Source organism: Sediminibacterium roseum (assembly GCF_009939005.1).
Classification (GTDB): domain Bacteria; phylum Bacteroidota; class Bacteroidia; order Chitinophagales; family Chitinophagaceae; genus Sediminibacterium; species Sediminibacterium roseum.
The window spans coordinates 346,709-366,569 of the sequence record NZ_JAACJS010000002.1; the positions used below are offsets into that span (position 1 = coordinate 346,709).

The following is a 19,861-nucleotide window of genomic DNA, read 5'->3' on the forward strand; positions in this document are numbered from 1 at the left end:
AAGTACATACAATGACAGCAGAAGATTATTTCTATAATGAGCGCAGGCATCTTCGGCACGCTCTGAATGCAAAATCGATTGCAGTGTACCTGTACGAACTACAGTACGCTAATGGATTTGCGGTAACTGCCTATCTTAAACTCATCTTTGAGAATGGTACCTGCTTTTTTTTGGGTACAGGTAGTATGGCCGACAATCTTATCGTAATGAATGAATCTGAGTTCAAAAAAGAGGAATCGTATTATCAATTACAGGAAGGAGTAAAGCTATTGAAAGTAGAATCAGAATACACTAACCAGCTGGCCGGTAAACAATTGACAGACCTTAAATGCTTTCAAAAACCCGGCGAGCCATACTGCTGTCAGATCGACTTCTGCTTTCAGGATCATATTTTAGAAGTATTTGCTGCAATTGATGGTTTGCTGGTGTCAGTAAGAACATAAGTATTGATGTTCGGCTGTGAGGATTTTGGTCAATGATAAAGGGGTTATCGATTTATAATCGATAACCCCTTTATCAATTAGGCCACATTAACCCTTAATTTCCGAACCTGATCACACCGCCGCCCATTGGTATTCCGCCGCCATTGCCCATGAGGTCCATCATCATCTTCACGTATTCCTGCTGGGTAACCACTTTTCCTTTCTTCGGCTCTTTGAGGCTTTTCTGGTCTACCGTTTTTTTGATATCCGTTGCTGTGTAAACCGTTGCGCCGTTGTCTACATCCAGCTGAAGGATCACGCCGGGTAACTGGCCATAGCTCTCGGGCCCCGCCGGGCTAACAATATCATCTGCATACCAGGCAACAACCTCTACTTCTTTTCCAGCAGGTACCGCGCCGGGCCGTGCTGTTTTTGCCGTGTCGGCCGGGGGCGCGCTTGGTCCGCCAAACACCATACGCCGCTGCGCCGGCTGTATGATCTTGCGGGTTGCTTTGTGGCAGATGTGTCCCAGGATGGTTTTGGTTTCGTCACCCAGTTTCCAGGGTTGCTGGCGTATGCTGTCTACGATCAGGAAATTTTTACCTCCCAATTCCGAGCTCTGGATCGATTTCATCTGCGAAAAATTCTTGTACGTTTCGCTTCCGGCCCCGCCCATTGTAAATACCATTCTGCGGGCGCCACCGCCGCCTGCAAAGGGATCCGGCGCTTCGTCTTCAGGGATCAGTTTATAAAGCGAAACACTATCGCTGAACTCAAGCTGGTATTTTGCAGTGCGGAACTCGGGCATCATCGCCTTCATCTGTTCGTCCTGGATGTTGCGGTGCATGTTGATCTTCTGGTCATAAACGATCGTACCCGCTTTCATCTGCGCATGCAAAAGAGAAACGCTGGCAAAGCCAGCCATAAGTAGAAATACTTTTTTCATGGAAGTCTGGTTTATTAAGGTTTCAAATCTAGTGTGCGGGCTTGTTAAGGTGCCTTACTCTAAGGTTAATTAAGGTTAATAAAAGAACCCGGCCGTGAAAAGGGTATTTATATTTGTAAGGCAATGGGGCCATCCAATAAATTAAATCTCTCGCGCGTACTGCTCTCCTCGGCGATCCTGCTGATCGTTGCGTTCCAGTGCTATTGGCTCAACCGGCTTTACAAAGACGAGTGGCAGGGCCTCAAAAAAGAGACCAATGGCATTTTCCGCGATGTGATCTATAATGTACAGCTGCAGCGGTTTTCGAGAGACTCCTTCATCAGGCGGCAGGTGGCGGGCACCAACCTTTTTGCACATACGGCTGTGAATGTATTGCGCAGCCAGACAGCGGCGCTTCCCGATAAAGCAAAAAAACGTTTGCAGGATTCCCTGCGCCAGGATTCGATCTCGCGCGCCGGCGCCGCCCCACCGTCCGGGTTCACTTTTAAAATTGTGAACAGGAACACCGGCGACAGTTTGCCCGTGGTAAAAGGCATTGCATTGAGAGGTGATCTTCCGCCGGAGATCGCGGCGAGGATTGCGGCCAGGGGGCAGATCAGCCATGTAAAACTGCCGCCGCTCATGGATTCGGCCATGCTCGACCGTATGGCGGTAGAGGGGGTAAAGATCGTTGTGAACCAGCGTTACGATTCAGCATCGCCGCAAACCACGCACCTGCGTACGGTGCAGGGCGCAGCGGCCATCAGCAATATCCTGTTGGAGAAACCCGCCAAAGCCAAAAAGGGAAAACCAGTGGCCACCTCTATCATCAGGGCAACCGCGGCAACCACTACTTCGGGAATCATCGTGTCTAACCGGCTGCCATCGCGCCTGCGCGAAAATTCCTTTATCCGGCTGATCTCTAACGGGAAAGTGATCGACGATACCATACCCGTTCGCAAACTCGATTCGGCCTACCGTAAAGAATTATCCAAAGCGGGCATACCCATCAGCTTTTACATAAAAAAAGGCGCGGACGATTCATTGCATTGGAAGGATACCATCCCCGCCACCGTGTTTTCAACAGGAACGGCCGGCGCGGGATTGATACATCCTTTCTGGTACCAGGCGGGGTTTGAAGACCCGACCGCTTTTTTGCTGAAGAAAATTTCCCTGCAGATCCTGTTCTCCGTTTTTCTTGTGGCGTTTACATCGCTCGCCTTTATCTTTCTTTACCGCAACCTGATGGCGCAAAGAAAGTTAACCGAAATGAAAAACGATTTCATCAGCAACATCACCCACGAATTAAAAACACCATTGGCAACCGTAAGCGTGGCAGTGGAAGCGTTGCGCAATTTTGGCGGGATACAAAACCCGGAACGCACAAAAGAATACCTCGATATTTCGGCATCGGAATTACAACGACTCAGTTTACTGGTTGATAAAGTCCTCAAACTGTCCCTCTTCGAAAACAGGGAACTCGAACTAAAAAAAGAAATGTTCGACCTGAGAGAGCTCACCGAAGAAGTGCTGAACACGATGAAACTCCAGTTCGATACCAACAAGGCAAAAGTTGAGCTGGATGTACAGGGGAACTATTTTACCATCCATGCAGACAGGCTCCATATTACAAGCGTGATCTTTAACCTGCTCGACAATGCCCTGAAATACAGCAATGGCAAGCCGCATATTTTCATACGCCTGCACCACCAGACAGACCAGGTTATGCTGCAGGTAGAAGACAAAGGCATAGGCATTGCACCCGATTTCAAGTCAAAAATATTCGACAAATTTTTCCGCGTGCCAACGGGAAACCATCACAACATCAAGGGATATGGATTAGGGCTCAGTTATGTTGCACACGTGATCAGGCAGCACAACGGAACCATTTCTGTAGACAGCGAGCCGGGGCATGGCAGCACCTTTACCGTTAAATTTCCTATTACATGAGCATAAAAGTATTGTACGTAGAAGATGAATTGTTTCTCGGAAAGATCGTGAAAGAAACCCTCGAGTTGCGCGGCTTTGAAGTGATCATGGAAAGCGATGGGGCGGACGTGGTACAGTCATTCGAAAAAAACAACCCGGATATCTGCGTATTTGATGTGATGCTCCCTAACCGGAGTGGGTTCGAACTTGCAGAAGACATCCGCAAACTGAACGATGATGTGCCCGTGATCTTTCTCACCGCCAAAACCCAAACAGACGATGTGGTGCATGGTTTCAAAATCGGCGGCAACGATTACATACGAAAACCGTTCAGCATGGAAGAACTCATCGTAAGGATCGAAAATGCACTGCGGTTAAAAAAAGACGAGCCGCTTACGCTGGTGGGCGATACGGTACAGATTGGAAAATACCAGTTTCATCTGAACAAACAGGTGCTTGCCATAGGGGCCGAAGAAAAAAAACTTTCTTACCGCGAAAGCGAACTGCTCAAATACCTGTACCTGCACCGCGACCAGGTAATAGACCGCCGCGACCTGCTCAACCACATCTGGGGCAACGACTCCTTTTTCAACAGCAGAAACCTCGATGTATACATCACCAAGATACGCGGGTACCTGAAAGAGGATGATGCACTGGAGATCATCACGATCAAAGGGGTGGGTTACAGGTTCATAGGGTAAGCGGCGGGGCGAACAACCGGTTCGCCGTGTGCAAAATACCGCATCACACACTCCAAACTCTTTCCTACCTTCGCGCTCACAAACGATTCTACCATGAATGAAAAATTTGTAGCACGGATCCAGTCTGAATTAAAGGAGATCGAATCAGCCGGTCTGATGAAAAAAGAAAGGGTGATCACCAGCGAACAGGGCCCGGAGATCACGGTAAACGGAAAGAAAGTGCTGAATTTCTGCGCAAACAATTACCTCGGTTTGTCATCTCACCCCAAAGTGATCGAAGCGGCGCACAGGGCCATCGATACACATGGGTATGGAATGAGCAGTGTGCGTTTTATCTGCGGAACGCAGGACATACACAAGGAGCTCGAGCAAAAGATAGCCACGTTCCTGGGAACAGAAGATACCATTTTATACGCCGCCGCTTTTGATGCAAACGGTGGCGTGTTTGAACCTTTATTTGGAGAAGAAGATGCCATCATCAGCGATGCGCTCAACCACGCGTCTATCATCGACGGTGTTCGTTTGTGCAAAGCGCAGCGTTACCGCTACGAGCACAACAACATGGCCGACCTCGAAGCAAAACTGAAAGAAAGCGCGGGCTGCAGGAGCCGTATCATTGTAACCGATGGTTCGTTCAGTATGGATGGAACCATTGCCCAGCTCGATAAGATCTGCGACCTCGCAGATCAATACGATGCCATCGTGATGATCGATGAGTGCCATTCTTCGGGCTTCCTTGGCAAAACCGGCCGCGGCACGCACGAGTACAGGAATGTGATGGGAAGGATCGACATCATTACCGGCACACTGGGTAAAGCGCTCGGCGGCGCGAGCGGTGGTTTTACTTCGGGAAGAAAAGAGATCATCGAGATGCTGCGCCAGCGAAGCCGTCCATACCTGTTCTCAAACACAGTGGCGCCAAGCATCGTGGGTGCGTCGATCGCCGTGCTCGATATGCTTACGGAAACAACCGAACTGCGCGATAAACTCGAATACAACACAAAATATTTCCGCAGTAAAATGACCGAAGCCGGTTTCGACATCAAACCCGGCGATCATCCGATTGTTCCCATCATGTTGTACGATGCAGTGGTGGCGCAGAACTTCGCGGCCAGACTGCTGGACGAAGATGTTTATGTGATCGGCTTTTTCTTCCCTGTTGTTGCCAAAGGCCTCGCCCGCATCCGCGTTCAGCTGAGCGCCGCGCATCAACAGGAACACCTCGACAGGGCTATTGCAGCATTCACCAAAGTTGGTAAGGAATTGGGCGTACTGAAATAATTTATAATTAGCAATTAGTAATTAATAATTTAAAAAATAACGAACAGACTGCATGAAAAAGACTACGATCCTAAATCCGTTTTTTTTATTATTCATTATTATTTGTTCATTATTGATTTCGGCCTGTTCTCCTAACAACGTGAAGACAGATGACTCGCTGAAAAAATATTTCGAAGAGAAAAATGTGACAGGCACTTTTGGTTTGTACGACAATGGAAGCGGCCAGTTTACCATCTACAATTTGTCGCGTTTTAAAGATTCAGCTTATTTACCCGCATCCACATTCAAGATCGTTAACACGCTGATCGGCCTTGAAACGGGTAAGATCGTAAACGAACAGATGGTGATCCCATGGGATGGCGTGGTCCGCGTTTTCCCCGGCGGAGATACTGCAAAGTCATGGAACAAGGACCTTACCATGGAGCAGGCCTTCAAAGCCTCTGCCGTTCCTTACTACCAGGAAGTGGCCCGCCGCATAGGCAGGGAAAACATGCAGCACTGGCTGGATACGCTCAACTACGGCAGCAAAAAGATCACCACGAAGATCGATACATTCTGGCTCGACAATTCGCTGAAGATCACTCCTGATGAAGAAATGGGACTGGTGAAGAAGTTATACTTCGGTCAACTTCCCTTCCAGAAAAGATCGCAGGACATTGTTAAGAAGGTCATGCTCCAGGAAGACAATGCCAATTACAAACTCAGCTACAAAAGCGGCTGGGGTTTCCGTGAAAACGGGAACGCGCTGGGCTGGATCGTTGGATGGATAGAAGAGAACAGGCACCCTTATTTCTTCGTGTTGAACGTAGAGGGTGCTCACGATCTTAACCTCGGCACTTTGCGATTGGATATATTGAAGGCGATCCTGAAACAGAATGGATTCCTGGAAGGGAAAAGATAACGGCCTGATCAACGATGTTATAAAGAACAACAAGCCTATAACCTGAAAAGCGCATAATCGGGATGGGCCGGGTTTACCACGAGCTCCTGCCGGGTTGGACTGATCAGGATATCCATCGCCTCCATAGGAATAGCGCCGAGTAAACATTGGTTGTTGCCGGGTAAAACAATAGCATCTACGCGGCAGGTCCGGTTTGCAAACCTTACTTCTACAGGGCCTACGATTTCATATTCACCAATCATCCCATCTGCCAACTGAAACTTTCCTTTATCTATCACTTCAAGGTTCAGGTAGGTTCGAATGGATTCGTTTATACACATGTACAAACTTCCGGTATCAACCAGCATTTCAACCTCTATGCTCCTGATCTCGTAATCATCCACCAATTCGTGCCGGTCGTTGATCACATGCCATCTATTTGCCAGCCCAATCGTTGCAAACACATATCCCATATTGAATAATTTTCGGTAAAATTAAATACCGCCATCATTCAAAAATTAGGTATTTATACGCGATTTAATTGCCTGCTCTTCCTGCCTCACTATCGGCGCTGCCTGTTTTTCTTTTCTGTTCCGTTCCCGGTTGTTTTCCGAAACTGTAGGCGAAAGATAGGGTGAAGGTCTGGTTGTAAAACCTGTTTGCATAGCGTATGGCCACATTGGGTACATTGGTGATGTTGCCCGTTGATGTATTGGTATTGAACAGGTCCCTGAAATTCAAACGCACAGAGGCCTTGTTGCTCCAGAACTTTTTCTGCACGCCGCCATTCACCTGTCCGAAAGCGATCTTATCGAACTGCGCCTGCTGGCGCGGTGAACAATAAAACCCTCCAAGCTCCGCGCTCCATCCTTTGCCCAGGGTAAACTGGTTGTTGAGTTGCGCAAAAACATAAGTCGTGGCCGTTTCTATTTTTCCCGAAGGAACACTGCCTTTGTATTTCTGGTAATTGAAAAAATCGGTGTACGAGTTGAATGTCCACCAACTCGCCGGGCGCAGGTTCGTTTCAAGGCTCAGCAGGAAATAATCCCAATTGCCGATATTGCCATTGCGGCTCACGAACACACCATTTGCCTGGTCGATCGTTTCGATCTGTACATCTGAAGTATGAATGTACTGCGCAGACAACGTCAATTTGTTTTTGTGATTGATCGATACTTTAAAATCATTCGAAAACTGCGGGCGCAAAAACGGGTTGCCCGCAAACGATGTAAACTTGTCGATGATAAAAACAAACGGGTTCAGGTCCTGGTAATTGGGCCTGTCTATCCGGCGGCCAAATGCAAAGAACAGATTGTTGTTGCCGGATGAGTCCAGTTTGTACGAAAGGTAAACGGTTGGGAAAAGGTTCGTATACTGTTTTGTAAACGCAGAATCGGGCTTGTATGCATTACCCAGCTGGTGCCCGTTCCCGTTCGTGTTCTCGAGGCGCAGCCCTGCCTGTATACTGAACCGCCGTATCTCTTTGTTGAAACTGAGGTAAGCCGCATTGATGTTTTCCTTATAGATAAAATGATTGGTGCTGTTGTAGTTCACCGTACGCACTCCATTCACAACATCAAAATACCTCGCTTCGTTATCTGAAGTAACATAACTCGTTTTCAGTCCTGCTTCAATTTTTGCCTTGCCCGGCAATGGTTTTGAAAGATCGGCCTTGGCTGCATAAATAGAGATATTGGAAGGCACCTGCGCGGTAATATCCTGTACGCCCTTTAAGCCGCCGGCCGGGTTGTAAGTGCCGTTTGAAAACGATTGGTCCTGGTTGGATGTGTAGTTGATGTAATCCATATCAAAATTCAAAACCTTACCGGTGCTGTCGAACTTGTGCGTATAATTGAGGTTAACGCCATGCTTCGAAAAACGGCTGCTGCTGCGGTTATCGGCGCGTATGCTCGAATCGAGCACACCCGAAGCATTGTACAGGTTGCTGTAGGTAGGGCGCAGTTCGCTCCTGTCCGAAACCGATCCTGTATATACAATTCCCCATGTTGTTTTTGGTGTTGCATAAAAATCGAAACCGATTTTTGCATTCGGGTTGCTGCTTTCCGGGTTGAAATAGGTGTTCTGCCTGAACATTGAATACAGCTGCCCGCTTCCGTTGTAATAATCCCGGTCGATGGTAAGCTCGCGCCTTGTCTTTTGCTGGTTGCTGCCGATGCTTACAAACAGGTTTGTTTTGCCGGTATAGTAATTCAGGTTCAGGTTCTCCGTAAACCTTGCATAGTACGATTGCCCGTAGCTTGCAGAGAGCGATCCGTTGAATCCTTTTGCTTTTGATTTTTTCGTTTTGATGTTGATCACCCCGCCGTTTCCAGCCGCATCGTAACGTGCAGGCGGGTTGTCCATCAGCTCAATTTTGTCAAGCTGCGCAGCGGGTAAGGAGCGCAGGTAAGCCGCGAGGTCGCTGGCGGATAGATAAGTGGGTTTGTCATCGATCATCACCAATACACTTGATTTGCCTTTGAAACTGATGGCGCCATTTTCATCCACGATCACCCCTGGTGTTTTTTCCAATACTTCAAGCGCATTGGCACCGGCACTGGAAATCATCGCGTCAACGTTTACAACGGTTTTATCGAGCTTCTGCTCTACAACCTGCTTCGATGCGGTAACGGTTACCGAACCCAATTCGCCGGTCAACTCCTGCAGTTCTATCACCGGCACAGCAACATCCTGTTTTGAAACGATAACAACCGCGCTGTAATATTTTTTATAACCTACCGATTCAGCCAAAACAATATAGCTTCCTTCTCTCACCTCCTTAAACAGGAATTTTGCATTGACATCCGTTGCCACTACGGTTACTGCAGATGAATCTTTTGCATTGAGCAAAGAAACAGATGCGCCCGCCAGGGGTTTTTTGTGGTTATCGAGAATTGATCCGCGCACCACAGGCAAAACCTGGGCAGAAAGGGCATTTACAAACAATACTCCGAGGCTGAGGCAGATCCCGCGCTGAAGAAACTTTTTCATTGGTCTGGTTTTGTACGAACGGGAACGCCGGTTTTGTTAAAAGGTTACAGCCAAACGGGTTAATTTGAGGTTCACAGGGCATTTGCCCTGTTTGTCTGCCGCATAACTGTTAATTTTGCAGCATATTTACCTCCTATGCAATTGTATTGTAACTCGCTTACACAATATAGCCGGCTCAAAACACGCGAAGTAAAGATCGGCGACCTGCTGCTTGGCAATGGGCACCCCATTCGTTTGCAGACCATGACCACTACAGACACCATGGACACACTGGCCACAGTAGAACAAAGCATCCGGTGCATCGAGGCCGGTGCGGAACTGGTGCGGATAACGGCGCCGAGTAAAAAAGAAGCGGAGAATTTGCTGAATATAAAGAACGAACTGCGCAAAAGAGGTTACAACACACCCCTGATCGCTGATATCCATTTCACACCCAACGCAGCAGAGATCGCCGCGCGCATTATTGAGAAAGTGAGGGTGAACCCGGGTAATTATGTTGACAAGAAGAAATTTGAACAGATCGATTACACCGATGCCGAATACCTCGAAGAGATCGAACGCATACGCGAACGCTTTACGCCGCTGGTGAAGATCTGCAAGGAATACGGAACGGCTATGCGCATTGGCACCAACCACGGTTCGCTGAGCGACAGGATCATGAGCCGCTATGGCGATACCCCGATGGGAATGGTAGAGAGCGCAATGGAATTTCTACGCATCGCACGCGCAGAAACCTATCACAACATTGTGCTGAGCATGAAAGCGAGTAACCCGCAGGTGATGGTACAGGCGTACCGCTTACTGATCCAGCAGATGGATGCAGAGTTCGGCGAATGCTATCCATTACACCTTGGCGTTACAGAAGCAGGCGATGGCGAAGACGGCCGTGTAAAAAGCGCAGCAGGCATCGGCACCCTGCTCGAAGATGGCATCGGCGATACGGTTCGCGTGAGTCTCACAGAGGATCCCGAATTCGAGATCCCTGTTTGCCGCGATATTGTAAAACGATATACAACAAGGGCATCTGCCGCGGCACACATTCCACCTGCTGATAAGATCCCTTACAGCCCGTTCACCTATAAAAGAAGGGAAACCTTTGCAGTAAAGAACATCGGCGGCAAACAAGTGCCGGTTGTAGTGGCCGATCTTGGGAAACTGCAGAAGATCGCGCCAAAGGACCTGGAAAGCATTGGATACAAATACGATGAGGCGCTCGACAAATGGAACATCAGCGACGCTGCAGCAGATTATGTTTTTACAGGCAATGTAGAACTTGATTTTGCATTACCCGGAACCTTATCCGTTATCACCTATCCCGCAACATGGGCGCTGGCGGCCGGCAAAGAAAAACATTTTCCCATCTTCGATATAACGGGCTATGTAAACGCGGAGCGCAAAAGCGATGTGTTGAATTTTGTGATGATCGATTGCTACGGCGATGCAACGTCTATAAACGATCATACCCATCTCGATGAGATCGCAAACGACCCCACCGTTGTGCTTTGTTTAAGCAGCACCGACCAGCATGCGATGCCCGCGGTACGCAGGATGTTCATGGAGCTGGTTAACCGTGCCATCCAGAATCCTGTTGTATTGATCACAGACAGCAACTGGCAAACCACAGACGAGCACCTCATACACTACTCAACAGAATGCGGCGCATTGTTCCTGGATGGGTTTGGGGATGGCATCTGCCTGGGTATGACCACGCAGAGCTACAAAATGCAATCGGCCGGAACGCAGGATACAAGCGGAAGAAATTACAGCAGCAATACAACGGTTGAACAATTCATCAACTCAACCGCATTCAGTATCCTGCAGGCCACACGTACACGGATCTCTAAAACAGAATACATCAGCTGCCCCAGCTGCGGAAGAACCTTGTTCGACCTTCAGGAAACAACAGCGAAGATCAGGAGCGTGACCCATCACCTCAAAGGCGTAAAGATCGCCATCATGGGATGCATTGTAAACGGTCCCGGCGAAATGGCCGATGCAGATTTTGGTTATGTAGGAAGCGGAGTAGGCAAGATCACGTTGTACAAGGGCAAAGACATCATGAAAAGAAACATCGACAGCGAAATTGCAGTGGATGAGCTGATCAACCTCCTGAAAGAAAACGAAGCATGGGTGGAACCGGCATAAGGTAAGCACGAACAGGTTGATTCGATGCTTCCAGTTTTTTTATACTTCGATGTTGTACCTCTACTTAAGATTCGTACTCAAAAATAATTTATGCAGACAGATTTTTTAGTGATTGGATCGGGCATTGCCGGCTTAACCTATGCGCTGAAGACCGCTAAAGCTTTTCCCGGTAAGAAGGTAACCGTTATCACAAAAACCCAGGCCGATGAAACCAATACCAAATATGCCCAGGGTGGCATAGCGGGTGTTTGGGATGAGGAGAAGGACAGTTACGACAAACACATTGAAGACACACTGATCGCAGGAGATGGCCTGTGCAACGAACGCATTGTTGAGATCGTTGTAACAGAGGGACCGGAGCGGATCAAGGAGATCATCGCCTATGGCGCCCAGTTCGACAAAGATGAAAAAGGCGAATACAGCCTCGGCAAAGAAGGCGGCCACAGCGAGAACAGGATACTCCACCACAAAGATGTAACAGGCAAGGAAATGGAAAGGGCGCTGCTCGAGGAGCTGCGAACCATCTCCAATATTGAACTCGTTAACCATTGTTTTGTTGTTGATATCATTACACAGCACCATCTGGGCTACCTCGTCACAAAATCCACTTTAGACATCACCTGTTATGGTGTGTACGTGCTCAACCTGCACAACAACAGGATTGAAAAAATACTTGCGAAGATCTGTTTGCTGGCAACGGGCGGTTGCGGGCAAGCTTACAGAACCACTACCAATCCACGCATTGCCACCGGCGATGGAATAGCGATGGTGTACCGCGCAAAAGGAAAGATCGAGAACATGGAGTTTATACAGTTCCATCCCACTGCATTGTATGAGCCGGGTGTTTCACCTTCGTTCCTGATTACCGAAGCGGTGCGCGGCGATGGCGGCATATTGCGCAACAAGAACGGGGAAGCATTCATGGAACGGTACGATGAGCGCCGCGACCTTGCTCCGCGCGATATCGTTGCACGTGCCATCGATAATGAAATGAAACGCAACGGTACGGAACACGTGTACCTCGATTGCCGCCACATGGATAAAGAAAAGTTCATCCACCATTTTCCCAACATCTACGAAAAATGTATGCGCATGGGAATTGATGTGATGCAGCAGATGATACCTGTGGCACCCGCTGCACACTACAGTTGCGGCGGAATAAAAACGGATGAGTGGGGAAGAACATCTATTCAGAACCTGTACGCGTGCGGCGAATGCGCAAGCACAGGACTGCACGGCGCAAACCGCCTGGCGAGCAACAGCCTGCTCGAAGCGATGGTGTTCGGGCACAGGTGTTACCTCGACAGCATACAACAAATTGGCCATATTTCTTTTGAAGAAAGGATACCCGACTGGGACGCAAAAGGCACAACCGAACCGGGCGAAATGATCCTGATCACACAGAGCCAGAAAGAACTGCAGCAGATCATGAGCGATTATGTAGGTATTGTAAGAACAGACATCCGCCTGGAACGCGCCATGAAACGGCTCGATCTCCTGTTTACGGAAACAGAAGCATTGTACCGCTCCACAAAAGTATCGCCGCAGTTGTGTGAGTTGAGAAACCTGATCACCGTTGGCTACCTCATCGTAAAAGGCGCGGAATTCAGGAAGGAAAGCCGCGGCCTGCATTTCAATACAGATCACCCGCAGAAAAGTGAACTGCTGCAGAATATCATTTTGTAAAAGGCAAACAAGGGCTGATGTATTATCTCGTATTCGCATTGGTGTATGTTGCTTCCCTGCTGCCCTGGCGGGTGCTGTATGCGTTGAGCGATGTTGCTTCTTTCATCCTCTACCGCTTGGTCGGCTACAGGAAAACAGTGGTGGCCGATAACCTGCTCCATGCTTTCCCGGAAAAGACGCCGGCAGAAAGAAAAGAGATCGAAAAGAAATTCTACAGCAGGTTTTGCGACAACTGGATCGAAACGATCAAACTTATTTCCATCAGCAAAAAAACAATCCGGAAAAGATTTACCGGCAACGTCTCCATTTTCTTTGAACAACACGCCACGGGAAGATCGCTGCAGGGAAACTTCGGCCATTTTTTCAACTGGGAGGCATTGAGTTTTTTTTTCAGCGCAACACAACCCTACCAGGTACTCGCGGTTTATTTCCCGCAGAAAAGCCAGGTAATGGATCGGCTGTTGAAATACATCCGCGGGCGTTTTGGAAGTGTGCTGATACCACTGCCCGAGATGGCGCGACAGATCATTCCATGGCGCAGAAAGCAATACATGATCGCGCTGATCGGCGACCAAAGCCCGGTTGTTCCCGCCGCCAGCTATTGGCTTAACTTTATGAACCGCCCTGCTTGTTTTGTAAAGGGCCCGGAAAAATATGCACGCGGGCAAAACATCCCCGTCACCGTAACCCTTACCACGAGGCCCAGGCGCGGCTACTATCATTGTGAATCACACCTGCTGGTAGAAGATCCCAGCGCATTGCCCGAGGGAGAGATCATGCGCCGCTATGTAAAGTTCCTCGAACACAACATACGCCTGCAACCCGAACTATACTTGTGGAGCCACAGGCGATGGAAACATGCGTGGAAAAAAGAGTACAGGGAGATGTGGATCGGCGAAGACGACACGATACCCAATGGCCAATAGCCGCTATATTTGCTTCAATGTATTACATCATCTACCCCATCTTCTACCTTCTTTCCCTGCTGCCCTGGCGTGTTCTTTACCTGGTTAGTGATGCTGCGTATGGATTGATCTATTATGTTTTCGGCTATCGCAGGGAAGTGGTGATGCACAATTTATCCATCGCCTTTCCGGAAAAAACGGAACAGGAAAGGGTGCGCATCGCAAAAGATTTTTACCAAAACTTCACGGATACATTTATTGAAACCATCAAACTGATCTCTGTAAGCGATCGGTCATTCAGCAGGCGTTTTACTTCCAATATTGAAGTGATCAATGCGTTGTACGATACGGGCAGGAGCGCACAAATGTTCACCGGCCATTTTTTCAACTGGGAGTTTGCGAACCTCGGGTTTTCAAAATATGCAAAACTGCCGCTGGTGGTGGTGTACCTGCCGGTGGCAAACAAAGGGTTGAACAGGATCATCGTTGACCTGCGCAAACGCTATGGCTCATTGATGTTGTCGGCAACAGAATTCAGGCACAAGTTCAAAGAACTCACGCCCCCGCAATATGCTTTGGGACTCGCGGCCGATCAAAATCCCGGCTCTCCCGATAAGGCGTACTGGATCCCGTTCTTCAACCGCATGACGCCCTTTGTGCCCGGCCCCGAGAAAGGCGCAAAAACAAACAATATGATCTGCGCCTTTGGTCATTTTTACAAAGTAAAACGCGGCTACTATCATTTCGAACTTGAAGTGATGACCTTGTCGCCAAACGATTTCGGAGAAGGACAACTAACCGCGTTGTATGTTCAATACCTCGAAAAAGCGATCAGGAAAGAGCCCGCCAATTACCTGTGGAGCCACAGGAGATGGAAATGGGAGTTTGATCCTGCAAAACACAGGAGCGTTGGTATTGATGCAACACGAAATGATGGCTGATGTTCCGTTAAGACCGGAGCGGTTGTTGATCTTTTATTCAGCGTTGGCCGCCGGTTGTTCAATGTTCTGCCCGTCTTTCTCGATCGAAAACTTATCCGGCAATTCCTTGATCTTGCTCCATCCGCCAACCACATTCCTGATGTTGTGGATGCCTTGTTTCTTCAGCAATGATGAAGCGATCACGCTTCGGTAGCCGCCCGCACAATGCACATAGATATTGTGCTTGTCGTCGAGATCTGCCATGCTTCCCGGGTCCGTAAGGTCGGTGAGCGGTATGTTGATGGCGTCTTTGATGTGTCCGTTTGCGTATTCACTTTCTTTTCTCACATCGAGGATCACGAGGTTTTGATCGAAAGGAATATCCATTGCCAGTTCATCGGCATCTACATCGATGACCATATCGATCGGCTCATTGGCCGATTGCCATGCTTCGAACCCGCCGTCGAGGTATCCTTCGATCTTGTCGAAGCCCACACGGGCCAGTCGCACGATGGTTTCTTTCTCTTTTCCTTTTTCTGTAACCAGGATCATTTTTTTATCGAAGGGCAACAGGCTTCCGGCCCATTCGGCAAAGCGCCCGTCGAGACCGATGCTCACAGAGCCAGGTAAAAAACCTGCGGTAAAGGTTGATGCATTGCGCGTATCCAGTACGATCGTGTTTTCTTCGTTCGATCTTTCCTTGAAAACCGCTACCGGCAAGGGCTGCAGGCCTTTTTCCAAAACAGCGTCGAGGCTCTCGTAACCTTCTTTGTTGATCATTGCGTTGATCGGGAAATATTGCGGCGGCGCAGTGAGCCCGTCTGTAACGGCCTTGATGAATTCATCTTTTGTCTGCGGCTGCAATGCGTAATTGGTTTGTTTCTGTTCGCCGATCGTGCTGTAGGTTTCCGGCCCGATGTTTTTTCCGCAACTGCTGCCGGCGCCGTGGGCCGGGTAAACAGTAACATCATCCGCAAGCGGGATTATTTTTGATTGCAGGCTGTCGTACATCATGCCCGCCAGGTCCTCCACTGTTATCTCGTTTCCTTTTTGTGCCAGGTCGGGACGGCCCACATCGCCCACGAACAGCGTATCGCCGGTAAAGATGGCGCGGTCTTTCCCGGTTTCGTCTTTCAATAAAAAACAACTGCTTTCGAGTGTGTGGCCGGGCGTGTGCACCACTTCCATTTGCAGCTTGCCTATCGGGAATAATTCCCCGTCTTTTGCCACGTGTACAGGGAATTTGGTGTTCGTTAACGGGCCGTATACAATGGTTGCGCCCGTAGCAGCGGCAAGATCGAGGTGCCCGCTTACAAAATCGGCATGGAAATGCGTTTCAAATATGTATTTGATGGTTGCATTGCGCTCTTTCGCCAGCACGAGGTATTCTTCGATATCGCGCATAGGATCCACTATGGCGGCAATACCGTCACTCTCAATGTAATAAGCGGCCTCGCTGATACAGCCGGTATATAATTGCTTGATGAACATGCTGTCTATTTTAAGCAAAGATAATGGCAAGCTTCAGGCCAATGGATACGGATTAGGGAAAAAGAAGCTGAAATGGCACGAAACCTGTCAACCTACCAGTGTTTCAACAAAACTTACCACTTCTGCAAGACGCGTGTAATTCACTGAATAAAAGATGAATTTGCCATCACGTGTTGTGCTAACGATGCCTGCGCGGCGGAGGATGGCAAGGTGTTGTGATGCCACCGACTGCTCCAGCCGGAGTTTCACATAGATCTCGGTAACCGTCATTTTCTCATGCTCATCCAGCAATTTGATGATCTGCTGACGGAGTTTGTGGTTAATGGACCTGAGGATCAGTGATGCTTTTTTGGTGTGCAAAAAATCAACCTTAATCTGATTCTTACCGTTCACCAGAGTAACGGCTTGTAAGGTTTGGCTCATGACAATAAAAGTTGTAATTGGGGGGTTAATAAAACTTAATCGTACGAGCTAAAGTTACAACATTGCATCGGTATTCATAGTACAAATTATATGAATACCTATTTTACTTTGTTTTAAAGCTTTGGTTGCGGATTGAAAAACTCTTTCACATAAAGCGGTTCACTATAGGCCAGATCGGCAAAAAGCCTTGACTCATAGGCTTTTAATGCACGCGCCGCCAGGTCGCCTGCGTGGTGCTGTACATCGGAGAACAAAGCGGAGGGCGCGCTCACAATTCCTTTCAATTTGGTTCGTCCCGAGCCGCTGAACACCACTGTTTTTTCGTTCAGAAGTTCCGAAAAACTGCTTTCATCAATGATCGCCGCATGCGGCGGTTGAACCTCGCTGAGCGAAGCGTTGTAAAGGGCCGTAAATACTTCCATTCTTCTCGCATCGATCAAGGGGCATACCAGGAACGATGGATCGAACAAGGGCTCGCGCGAAACAACGGCCTGCGCCATTACTTCGGGTGTATGGATGAGAATAAGCGGTTTGTCAAGCGCATAGCAAATGCCCTTGGCCGAGGCCATGCCCACCCGTAAACCGGTATAGCTTCCGGGCCCGGAAGTGGCCGCTACTGCATCGAGTTGCTGCAAAGGGTAACCCGCATCTGCCATCAGCTGCCGGATGGCGGGCTGCACAAAAGAAGCATGGTTCTTCTGCTCCGTGCTTTCAATCATACCCAGCACATGCCCGTCTTTGCTAAGGCAAACACTGGCGTGTTCGGTGGCGGTGTCTATGTTTAGTAGTAAGGGCATTTTTGGTGTTTTGCGGCCACCGGTGAATAGCATCACTGGTGCCTTTGATTAGTTGGTGATACTGTATTAAAGTTCATTCACTTCTTTATCCAGCGCAGGTGCAACTGCATACCGACTGTCGGTTTCATTCAATTTGTGTAACAGCGATGCGATCTTTCCCAGCCCGATCCTTGCGCTCCATTCAAACGGGCCAAAGGGATAGTTGGTGCCAAGCTTCATAGCCGTGTCTATGTCTTTTTTGGTGCTGATGCCATCGCCCAACCCGTAATACGCCTCGTTAACGATCATGGCAATGACGCGCGCCGCGATCATTCCCGGAACATCGGGCACAACCTGGAATTTCCATCCGAGGGCGTTCAGGATCTCCTCTGCATTTGCGATCAGCGATCCATCGTTCCCTGCTATCTCTACGATCTCTCTTTTCAGAAAACCGTTCCAGGCATTGATGCGGATACAGTTGGCCGGGAGTTCTTTGCAGGTGCCGATCACCGCATTTACAAAAACCGGCTGTTGTGTGATGCCTGCAAATGCCGGGCCCTCTTCTTCAAAACAAAGATCGAAGTAGGCATCGGCGTTGCTGGCGACGGCGCCGCCTGTAATAAATTCCACGCGCACGGCTTCGGGAAACCCTTTGGATAAGAATTCCTCTTTTTGTTGTGTACCTGCTTTTACAATTATATACATGCGTAGGATTGAAGCGCAAATTTAGGTGGTGGCGCGTTGCAAAAAAAAATGCCACAGATTTCACGGATGAACACAGTTGAACCCTTGTGTTGTTACCTTCCTACAAAAGACTGTGTTCATCCGTGAAATCTGTGGCTTAAAATAAGGTTTTCAGTCTGAACCACCCCCTAAATTTAGGTTGGCAGGTTGCCAGAAATACAGCAAATTGCCTGTGATTAAAACAATCTTATGTCAAAACAGATCATCATCACCGACAAAGCGCCGGCGCCCATCGGCCCCTACAACCAGGCCGTTAAAGCGAACGGGTTTGTATTCATCAGCGGTCAGGTTGCGTTTGTGCCCGCAACCGGCGAACTCGATTTGAGCAGCCTGCAGGCAGAGACCCACCAGGTAATGAAAAACCTGGGCGAGATCCTGAGCGAGTCGAAGCTCACTTTTCAGCACGTTGTTAAAACAACCATTTTCCTGAGCGATATGAGCCTGTTTGCACAGGTGAACGAAGTATATGGATCCTATTTTACCGGCGACCACCCCGCACGCGAAACCGTTGCAGTGAAAGGATTGCCGCGAGGTGTGAATGTAGAGATCAGCATGATCGCCGTGGTTGACCTCTAGGCCGTTGTTGCGGAACGAAGCGATCTGATCATTCGATAGATCGCTTCGATTCCGCAATAACTTTACTGTTTTACGCTTACCATGTAGGTTACATCAAAACATCTTTCTTCTCCGGGCATCACCGTTATCAATCCCATCTTATTATTAAAATTATCGGGTGCGCCGCTCAGGGTTTCGATGGCTATGCTTTTGCGGTGTGGGGGTATGTATACCTGCAGAACCGGGTAATTTTTACCGGGCCCGATACGCAGCACCAACCGGCTGTTTTCTAAAACACAAAACGGATCTCCTGTTGCAGGGTCAAATAAAAAAGCATTGTCCAGTTCCATTCCCTTCAGCAAAACCCCGTTCTCAAAGCGGTTGTCGGCAATTGTGTTCCCGGTGGGAAGCAATACTTCATTGTATTCAAGCCGTGTGCTGCTGTTGAACCGAAGCGTGCAATCATCCAGCGAGCCGCCCGGTATAAAATAGGGGTGCCACCCATCTGCAAGCGGGATGGCATGTGTATGGTTATTTTTAAGGGTTGTGCTAACGGATAACCGGTTTTCTTTTTCCAGGGTCCAGACAATTGAAATGGCATACGGGAAAGGATAACCCGCATCGCTTCCATCATACAAAAAATTCAATTCAACAAGGGCCTTTTCTTCGTTGGCGAACAGGCGCGTAACGGTAAAACCGGCATCGTATAATAGCCCGTGTATCGCATGGCCATCTATCAAAAACTTTTCGATGGTGTATTTTTTACCTGCGAATTTGTACTGCCCGTTGGTCATCCTGCATACAAACGGGCTAAGCTTTGCGCTCCTGAATTCTTTTGTTCCGTTCTTTTTTGCCTGCTCCACCGAATCAAAACCATCAACCACGTTCACCCGTTCATGGTTGTGTGTAATGCTGAACGCATTGAGCATTGCTCCCAAAGCGTAGATCTCTGCCCGGCAGCCGCCCGGCCCGGCGAGGTGAACAACCGGGTATTGCTGCCCGTGGTCAACGGTTGCTTCAAAGCGCATGGCTGTGTTTTAAGAAAGAAAAATAAGCGTTTTGGCGGCAAATAAGCCCGCAGAATTCA

The 19,861-nt window shown here is 48.7% G+C and carries 18 protein-coding genes; 10 read left to right on the forward strand and 8 right to left on the reverse strand.

Annotation, left to right across the window (positions count from 1 at the left end; translation table 11 throughout):
- The first annotated feature begins 11 nt into the window (after positions 1-11).
- A complete protein-coding gene (locus GWC95_RS01495) occupies positions 12-443 on the forward strand; it encodes a hypothetical protein (RefSeq protein ID WP_161816899.1) in 432 nt (143 codons plus the stop codon).
- 94 nt (positions 444-537) lie between these two features.
- Here the strand turns inward: GWC95_RS01495 and GWC95_RS01500 are convergent, their stop codons facing one another.
- Positions 538-1,368 (reverse strand): GLPGLI family protein, encoded by an 831-nt coding sequence (locus GWC95_RS01500; RefSeq protein ID WP_161816900.1) that lies wholly within the window; start codon positions 1,366-1,368, stop codon positions 538-540.
- A 123-nt stretch (positions 1,369-1,491) separates the two neighbouring features.
- Between GWC95_RS01500 and GWC95_RS01505 the strand changes: the two genes are divergently transcribed.
- From GWC95_RS01505 to blaOXA, 4 genes are all read left to right on the forward strand, one after another.
- Positions 1,492-3,297 (forward strand): sensor histidine kinase, encoded by a 1,806-nt coding sequence (locus GWC95_RS01505; RefSeq protein WP_161816901.1) that lies wholly within the window; start codon positions 1,492-1,494, stop codon positions 3,295-3,297.
- Positions 3,294-3,977 carry a response regulator transcription factor gene (locus GWC95_RS01510; RefSeq protein WP_161816902.1) on the forward strand — a complete coding sequence of 228 codons (684 nt, stop codon included), beginning with the start codon at positions 3,294-3,296 and terminating at the stop codon, positions 3,975-3,977. The genes GWC95_RS01505 and GWC95_RS01510 overlap by 4 nt, the downstream gene beginning before the upstream one ends.
- Before the next feature lie 93 nt (positions 3,978-4,070).
- Positions 4,071-5,258 carry a glycine C-acetyltransferase gene (kbl, locus tag GWC95_RS01515; protein ID WP_161816903.1) on the forward strand — a complete coding sequence of 396 codons (1,188 nt, stop codon included), beginning with the start codon at positions 4,071-4,073 and terminating at the stop codon, positions 5,256-5,258.
- A gap of 139 nt (positions 5,259-5,397) precedes the next feature.
- Positions 5,398-6,159: a class D beta-lactamase gene (gene blaOXA, locus GWC95_RS01520; RefSeq protein ID WP_317164062.1), complete on the forward strand. Its 762-nt coding sequence runs from the start codon at positions 5,398-5,400 to the stop codon at positions 6,157-6,159.
- Positions 6,160-6,194: 35 nt separating this feature from the next.
- Here the strand turns inward: blaOXA and GWC95_RS01525 are convergent, their stop codons facing one another.
- Both GWC95_RS01525 and GWC95_RS01530 read right to left on the reverse strand, forming a co-directional pair.
- Positions 6,195-6,611, reverse strand: a complete 417-nt coding sequence (locus tag GWC95_RS01525) for an aspartyl protease family protein (RefSeq protein WP_161816905.1) — start codon at positions 6,609-6,611, stop codon at positions 6,195-6,197.
- A gap of 64 nt (positions 6,612-6,675) precedes the next feature.
- The gene (locus GWC95_RS01530; RefSeq protein ID WP_161816906.1) at positions 6,676-9,129 is read right to left on the reverse strand and encodes an outer membrane beta-barrel protein; all 2,454 of its coding nucleotides are present in this window, start codon (positions 9,127-9,129) and stop codon (positions 6,676-6,678) included.
- A gap of 135 nt (positions 9,130-9,264) precedes the next feature.
- Between GWC95_RS01530 and ispG the strand changes: the two genes are divergently transcribed.
- The 4 genes from ispG (at position 9,265) to GWC95_RS01550 (ending at position 14,806) form a co-directional block, all read left to right on the forward strand.
- On the forward strand, positions 9,265-11,274 hold the full coding sequence (gene ispG, locus GWC95_RS01535) for a (E)-4-hydroxy-3-methylbut-2-enyl-diphosphate synthase (RefSeq protein WP_161816907.1): 2,010 nt from the start codon (positions 9,265-9,267) through the stop codon (positions 11,272-11,274).
- Positions 11,275-11,364: 90 nt separating this feature from the next.
- Positions 11,365-12,960 (forward strand): L-aspartate oxidase, encoded by a 1,596-nt coding sequence (nadB, locus tag GWC95_RS01540; RefSeq protein ID WP_161816908.1) that lies wholly within the window; start codon positions 11,365-11,367, stop codon positions 12,958-12,960.
- Positions 12,961-12,977: 17 nt separating this feature from the next.
- Complete coding sequence (locus tag GWC95_RS01545; RefSeq protein ID WP_161816909.1) at positions 12,978-13,886, forward strand: lysophospholipid acyltransferase family protein; 909 nt, start codon at positions 12,978-12,980, stop codon at positions 13,884-13,886.
- Between the two features lie 17 nt (positions 13,887-13,903).
- The gene (locus GWC95_RS01550) at positions 13,904-14,806 is read left to right on the forward strand and encodes a lysophospholipid acyltransferase family protein (RefSeq protein WP_161816910.1); all 903 of its coding nucleotides are present in this window, start codon (positions 13,904-13,906) and stop codon (positions 14,804-14,806) included.
- A gap of 33 nt (positions 14,807-14,839) precedes the next feature.
- Here the strand turns inward: GWC95_RS01550 and GWC95_RS01555 are convergent, their stop codons facing one another.
- From GWC95_RS01555 to GWC95_RS01570, 4 genes are all read right to left on the reverse strand, one after another.
- The gene (locus GWC95_RS01555; RefSeq protein ID WP_161816911.1) at positions 14,840-16,276 is read right to left on the reverse strand and encodes an MBL fold metallo-hydrolase; all 1,437 of its coding nucleotides are present in this window, start codon (positions 16,274-16,276) and stop codon (positions 14,840-14,842) included.
- A gap of 87 nt (positions 16,277-16,363) precedes the next feature.
- A complete protein-coding gene (locus tag GWC95_RS01560) occupies positions 16,364-16,699 on the reverse strand; it encodes an ArsR/SmtB family transcription factor (protein ID WP_161816912.1) in 336 nt (111 codons plus the stop codon).
- Positions 16,700-16,812: 113 nt separating this feature from the next.
- A complete protein-coding gene (gene tsaB / locus GWC95_RS01565; protein WP_161816913.1) occupies positions 16,813-17,496 on the reverse strand; it encodes a tRNA (adenosine(37)-N6)-threonylcarbamoyltransferase complex dimerization subunit type 1 TsaB in 684 nt (227 codons plus the stop codon).
- A gap of 66 nt (positions 17,497-17,562) precedes the next feature.
- On the reverse strand, positions 17,563-18,180 hold the full coding sequence (locus GWC95_RS01570; protein WP_161816914.1) for a 3-hydroxyacyl-CoA dehydrogenase family protein: 618 nt from the start codon (positions 18,178-18,180) through the stop codon (positions 17,563-17,565).
- Positions 18,181-18,408: 228 nt separating this feature from the next.
- Between GWC95_RS01570 and GWC95_RS01575 the strand changes: the two genes are divergently transcribed.
- The gene (locus GWC95_RS01575) at positions 18,409-18,795 is read left to right on the forward strand and encodes a Rid family detoxifying hydrolase (protein WP_161816915.1); all 387 of its coding nucleotides are present in this window, start codon (positions 18,409-18,411) and stop codon (positions 18,793-18,795) included.
- Between the two features lie 62 nt (positions 18,796-18,857).
- Here the strand turns inward: GWC95_RS01575 and GWC95_RS01580 are convergent, their stop codons facing one another.
- Complete coding sequence (locus tag GWC95_RS01580) at positions 18,858-19,802, reverse strand: aldose 1-epimerase (RefSeq protein ID WP_161816916.1); 945 nt, start codon at positions 19,800-19,802, stop codon at positions 18,858-18,860.
- Between the last annotated feature and the right edge of the window lie 59 nt (positions 19,803-19,861).

Coding starts and splice junctions, on each gene's coding strand:
- GWC95_RS01500 (WP_161816900.1), bottom strand. CDS start 1,368: ATGAAAAAAGTATTTCTACTTATGGCTGGCTTTGCCAGCGTTTCTCTT.
- GWC95_RS01555 (WP_161816911.1), bottom strand. CDS start 16,276: ATGTTCATCAAGCAATTATATACCGGCTGTATCAGCGAGGCCGCTTAT.
- kbl (WP_161816903.1), top strand. CDS start 4,071: ATGAATGAAAAATTTGTAGCACGGATCCAGTCTGAATTAAAGGAGATC.
- GWC95_RS01580 (WP_161816916.1), bottom strand. CDS start 19,802: ATGCGCTTTGAAGCAACCGTTGACCACGGGCAGCAATACCCGGTTGTT.
- GWC95_RS01510 (WP_161816902.1), top strand. CDS start 3,294: ATGAGCATAAAAGTATTGTACGTAGAAGATGAATTGTTTCTCGGAAAG.
- tsaB (WP_161816913.1), bottom strand. CDS start 17,496: ATGCCCTTACTACTAAACATAGACACCGCCACCGAACACGCCAGTGTT.
- GWC95_RS01575 (WP_161816915.1), top strand. CDS start 18,409: ATGTCAAAACAGATCATCATCACCGACAAAGCGCCGGCGCCCATCGGC.
- nadB (WP_161816908.1), top strand. CDS start 11,365: ATGCAGACAGATTTTTTAGTGATTGGATCGGGCATTGCCGGCTTAACC.
- GWC95_RS01530 (WP_161816906.1), bottom strand. CDS start 9,129: ATGAAAAAGTTTCTTCAGCGCGGGATCTGCCTCAGCCTCGGAGTATTG.
- GWC95_RS01545 (WP_161816909.1), top strand. CDS start 12,978: ATGTATTATCTCGTATTCGCATTGGTGTATGTTGCTTCCCTGCTGCCC.
- GWC95_RS01525 (WP_161816905.1), bottom strand. CDS start 6,611: ATGGGATATGTGTTTGCAACGATTGGGCTGGCAAATAGATGGCATGTG.
- GWC95_RS01560 (WP_161816912.1), bottom strand. CDS start 16,699: ATGAGCCAAACCTTACAAGCCGTTACTCTGGTGAACGGTAAGAATCAG.
- GWC95_RS01495 (WP_161816899.1), top strand. CDS start 12: ATGACAGCAGAAGATTATTTCTATAATGAGCGCAGGCATCTTCGGCAC.
- GWC95_RS01570 (WP_161816914.1), bottom strand. CDS start 18,180: ATGTATATAATTGTAAAAGCAGGTACACAACAAAAAGAGGAATTCTTA.
- GWC95_RS01550 (WP_161816910.1), top strand. CDS start 13,904: ATGTATTACATCATCTACCCCATCTTCTACCTTCTTTCCCTGCTGCCC.
- GWC95_RS01505 (WP_161816901.1), top strand. CDS start 1,492: ATGGGGCCATCCAATAAATTAAATCTCTCGCGCGTACTGCTCTCCTCG.
- ispG (WP_161816907.1), top strand. CDS start 9,265: ATGCAATTGTATTGTAACTCGCTTACACAATATAGCCGGCTCAAAACA.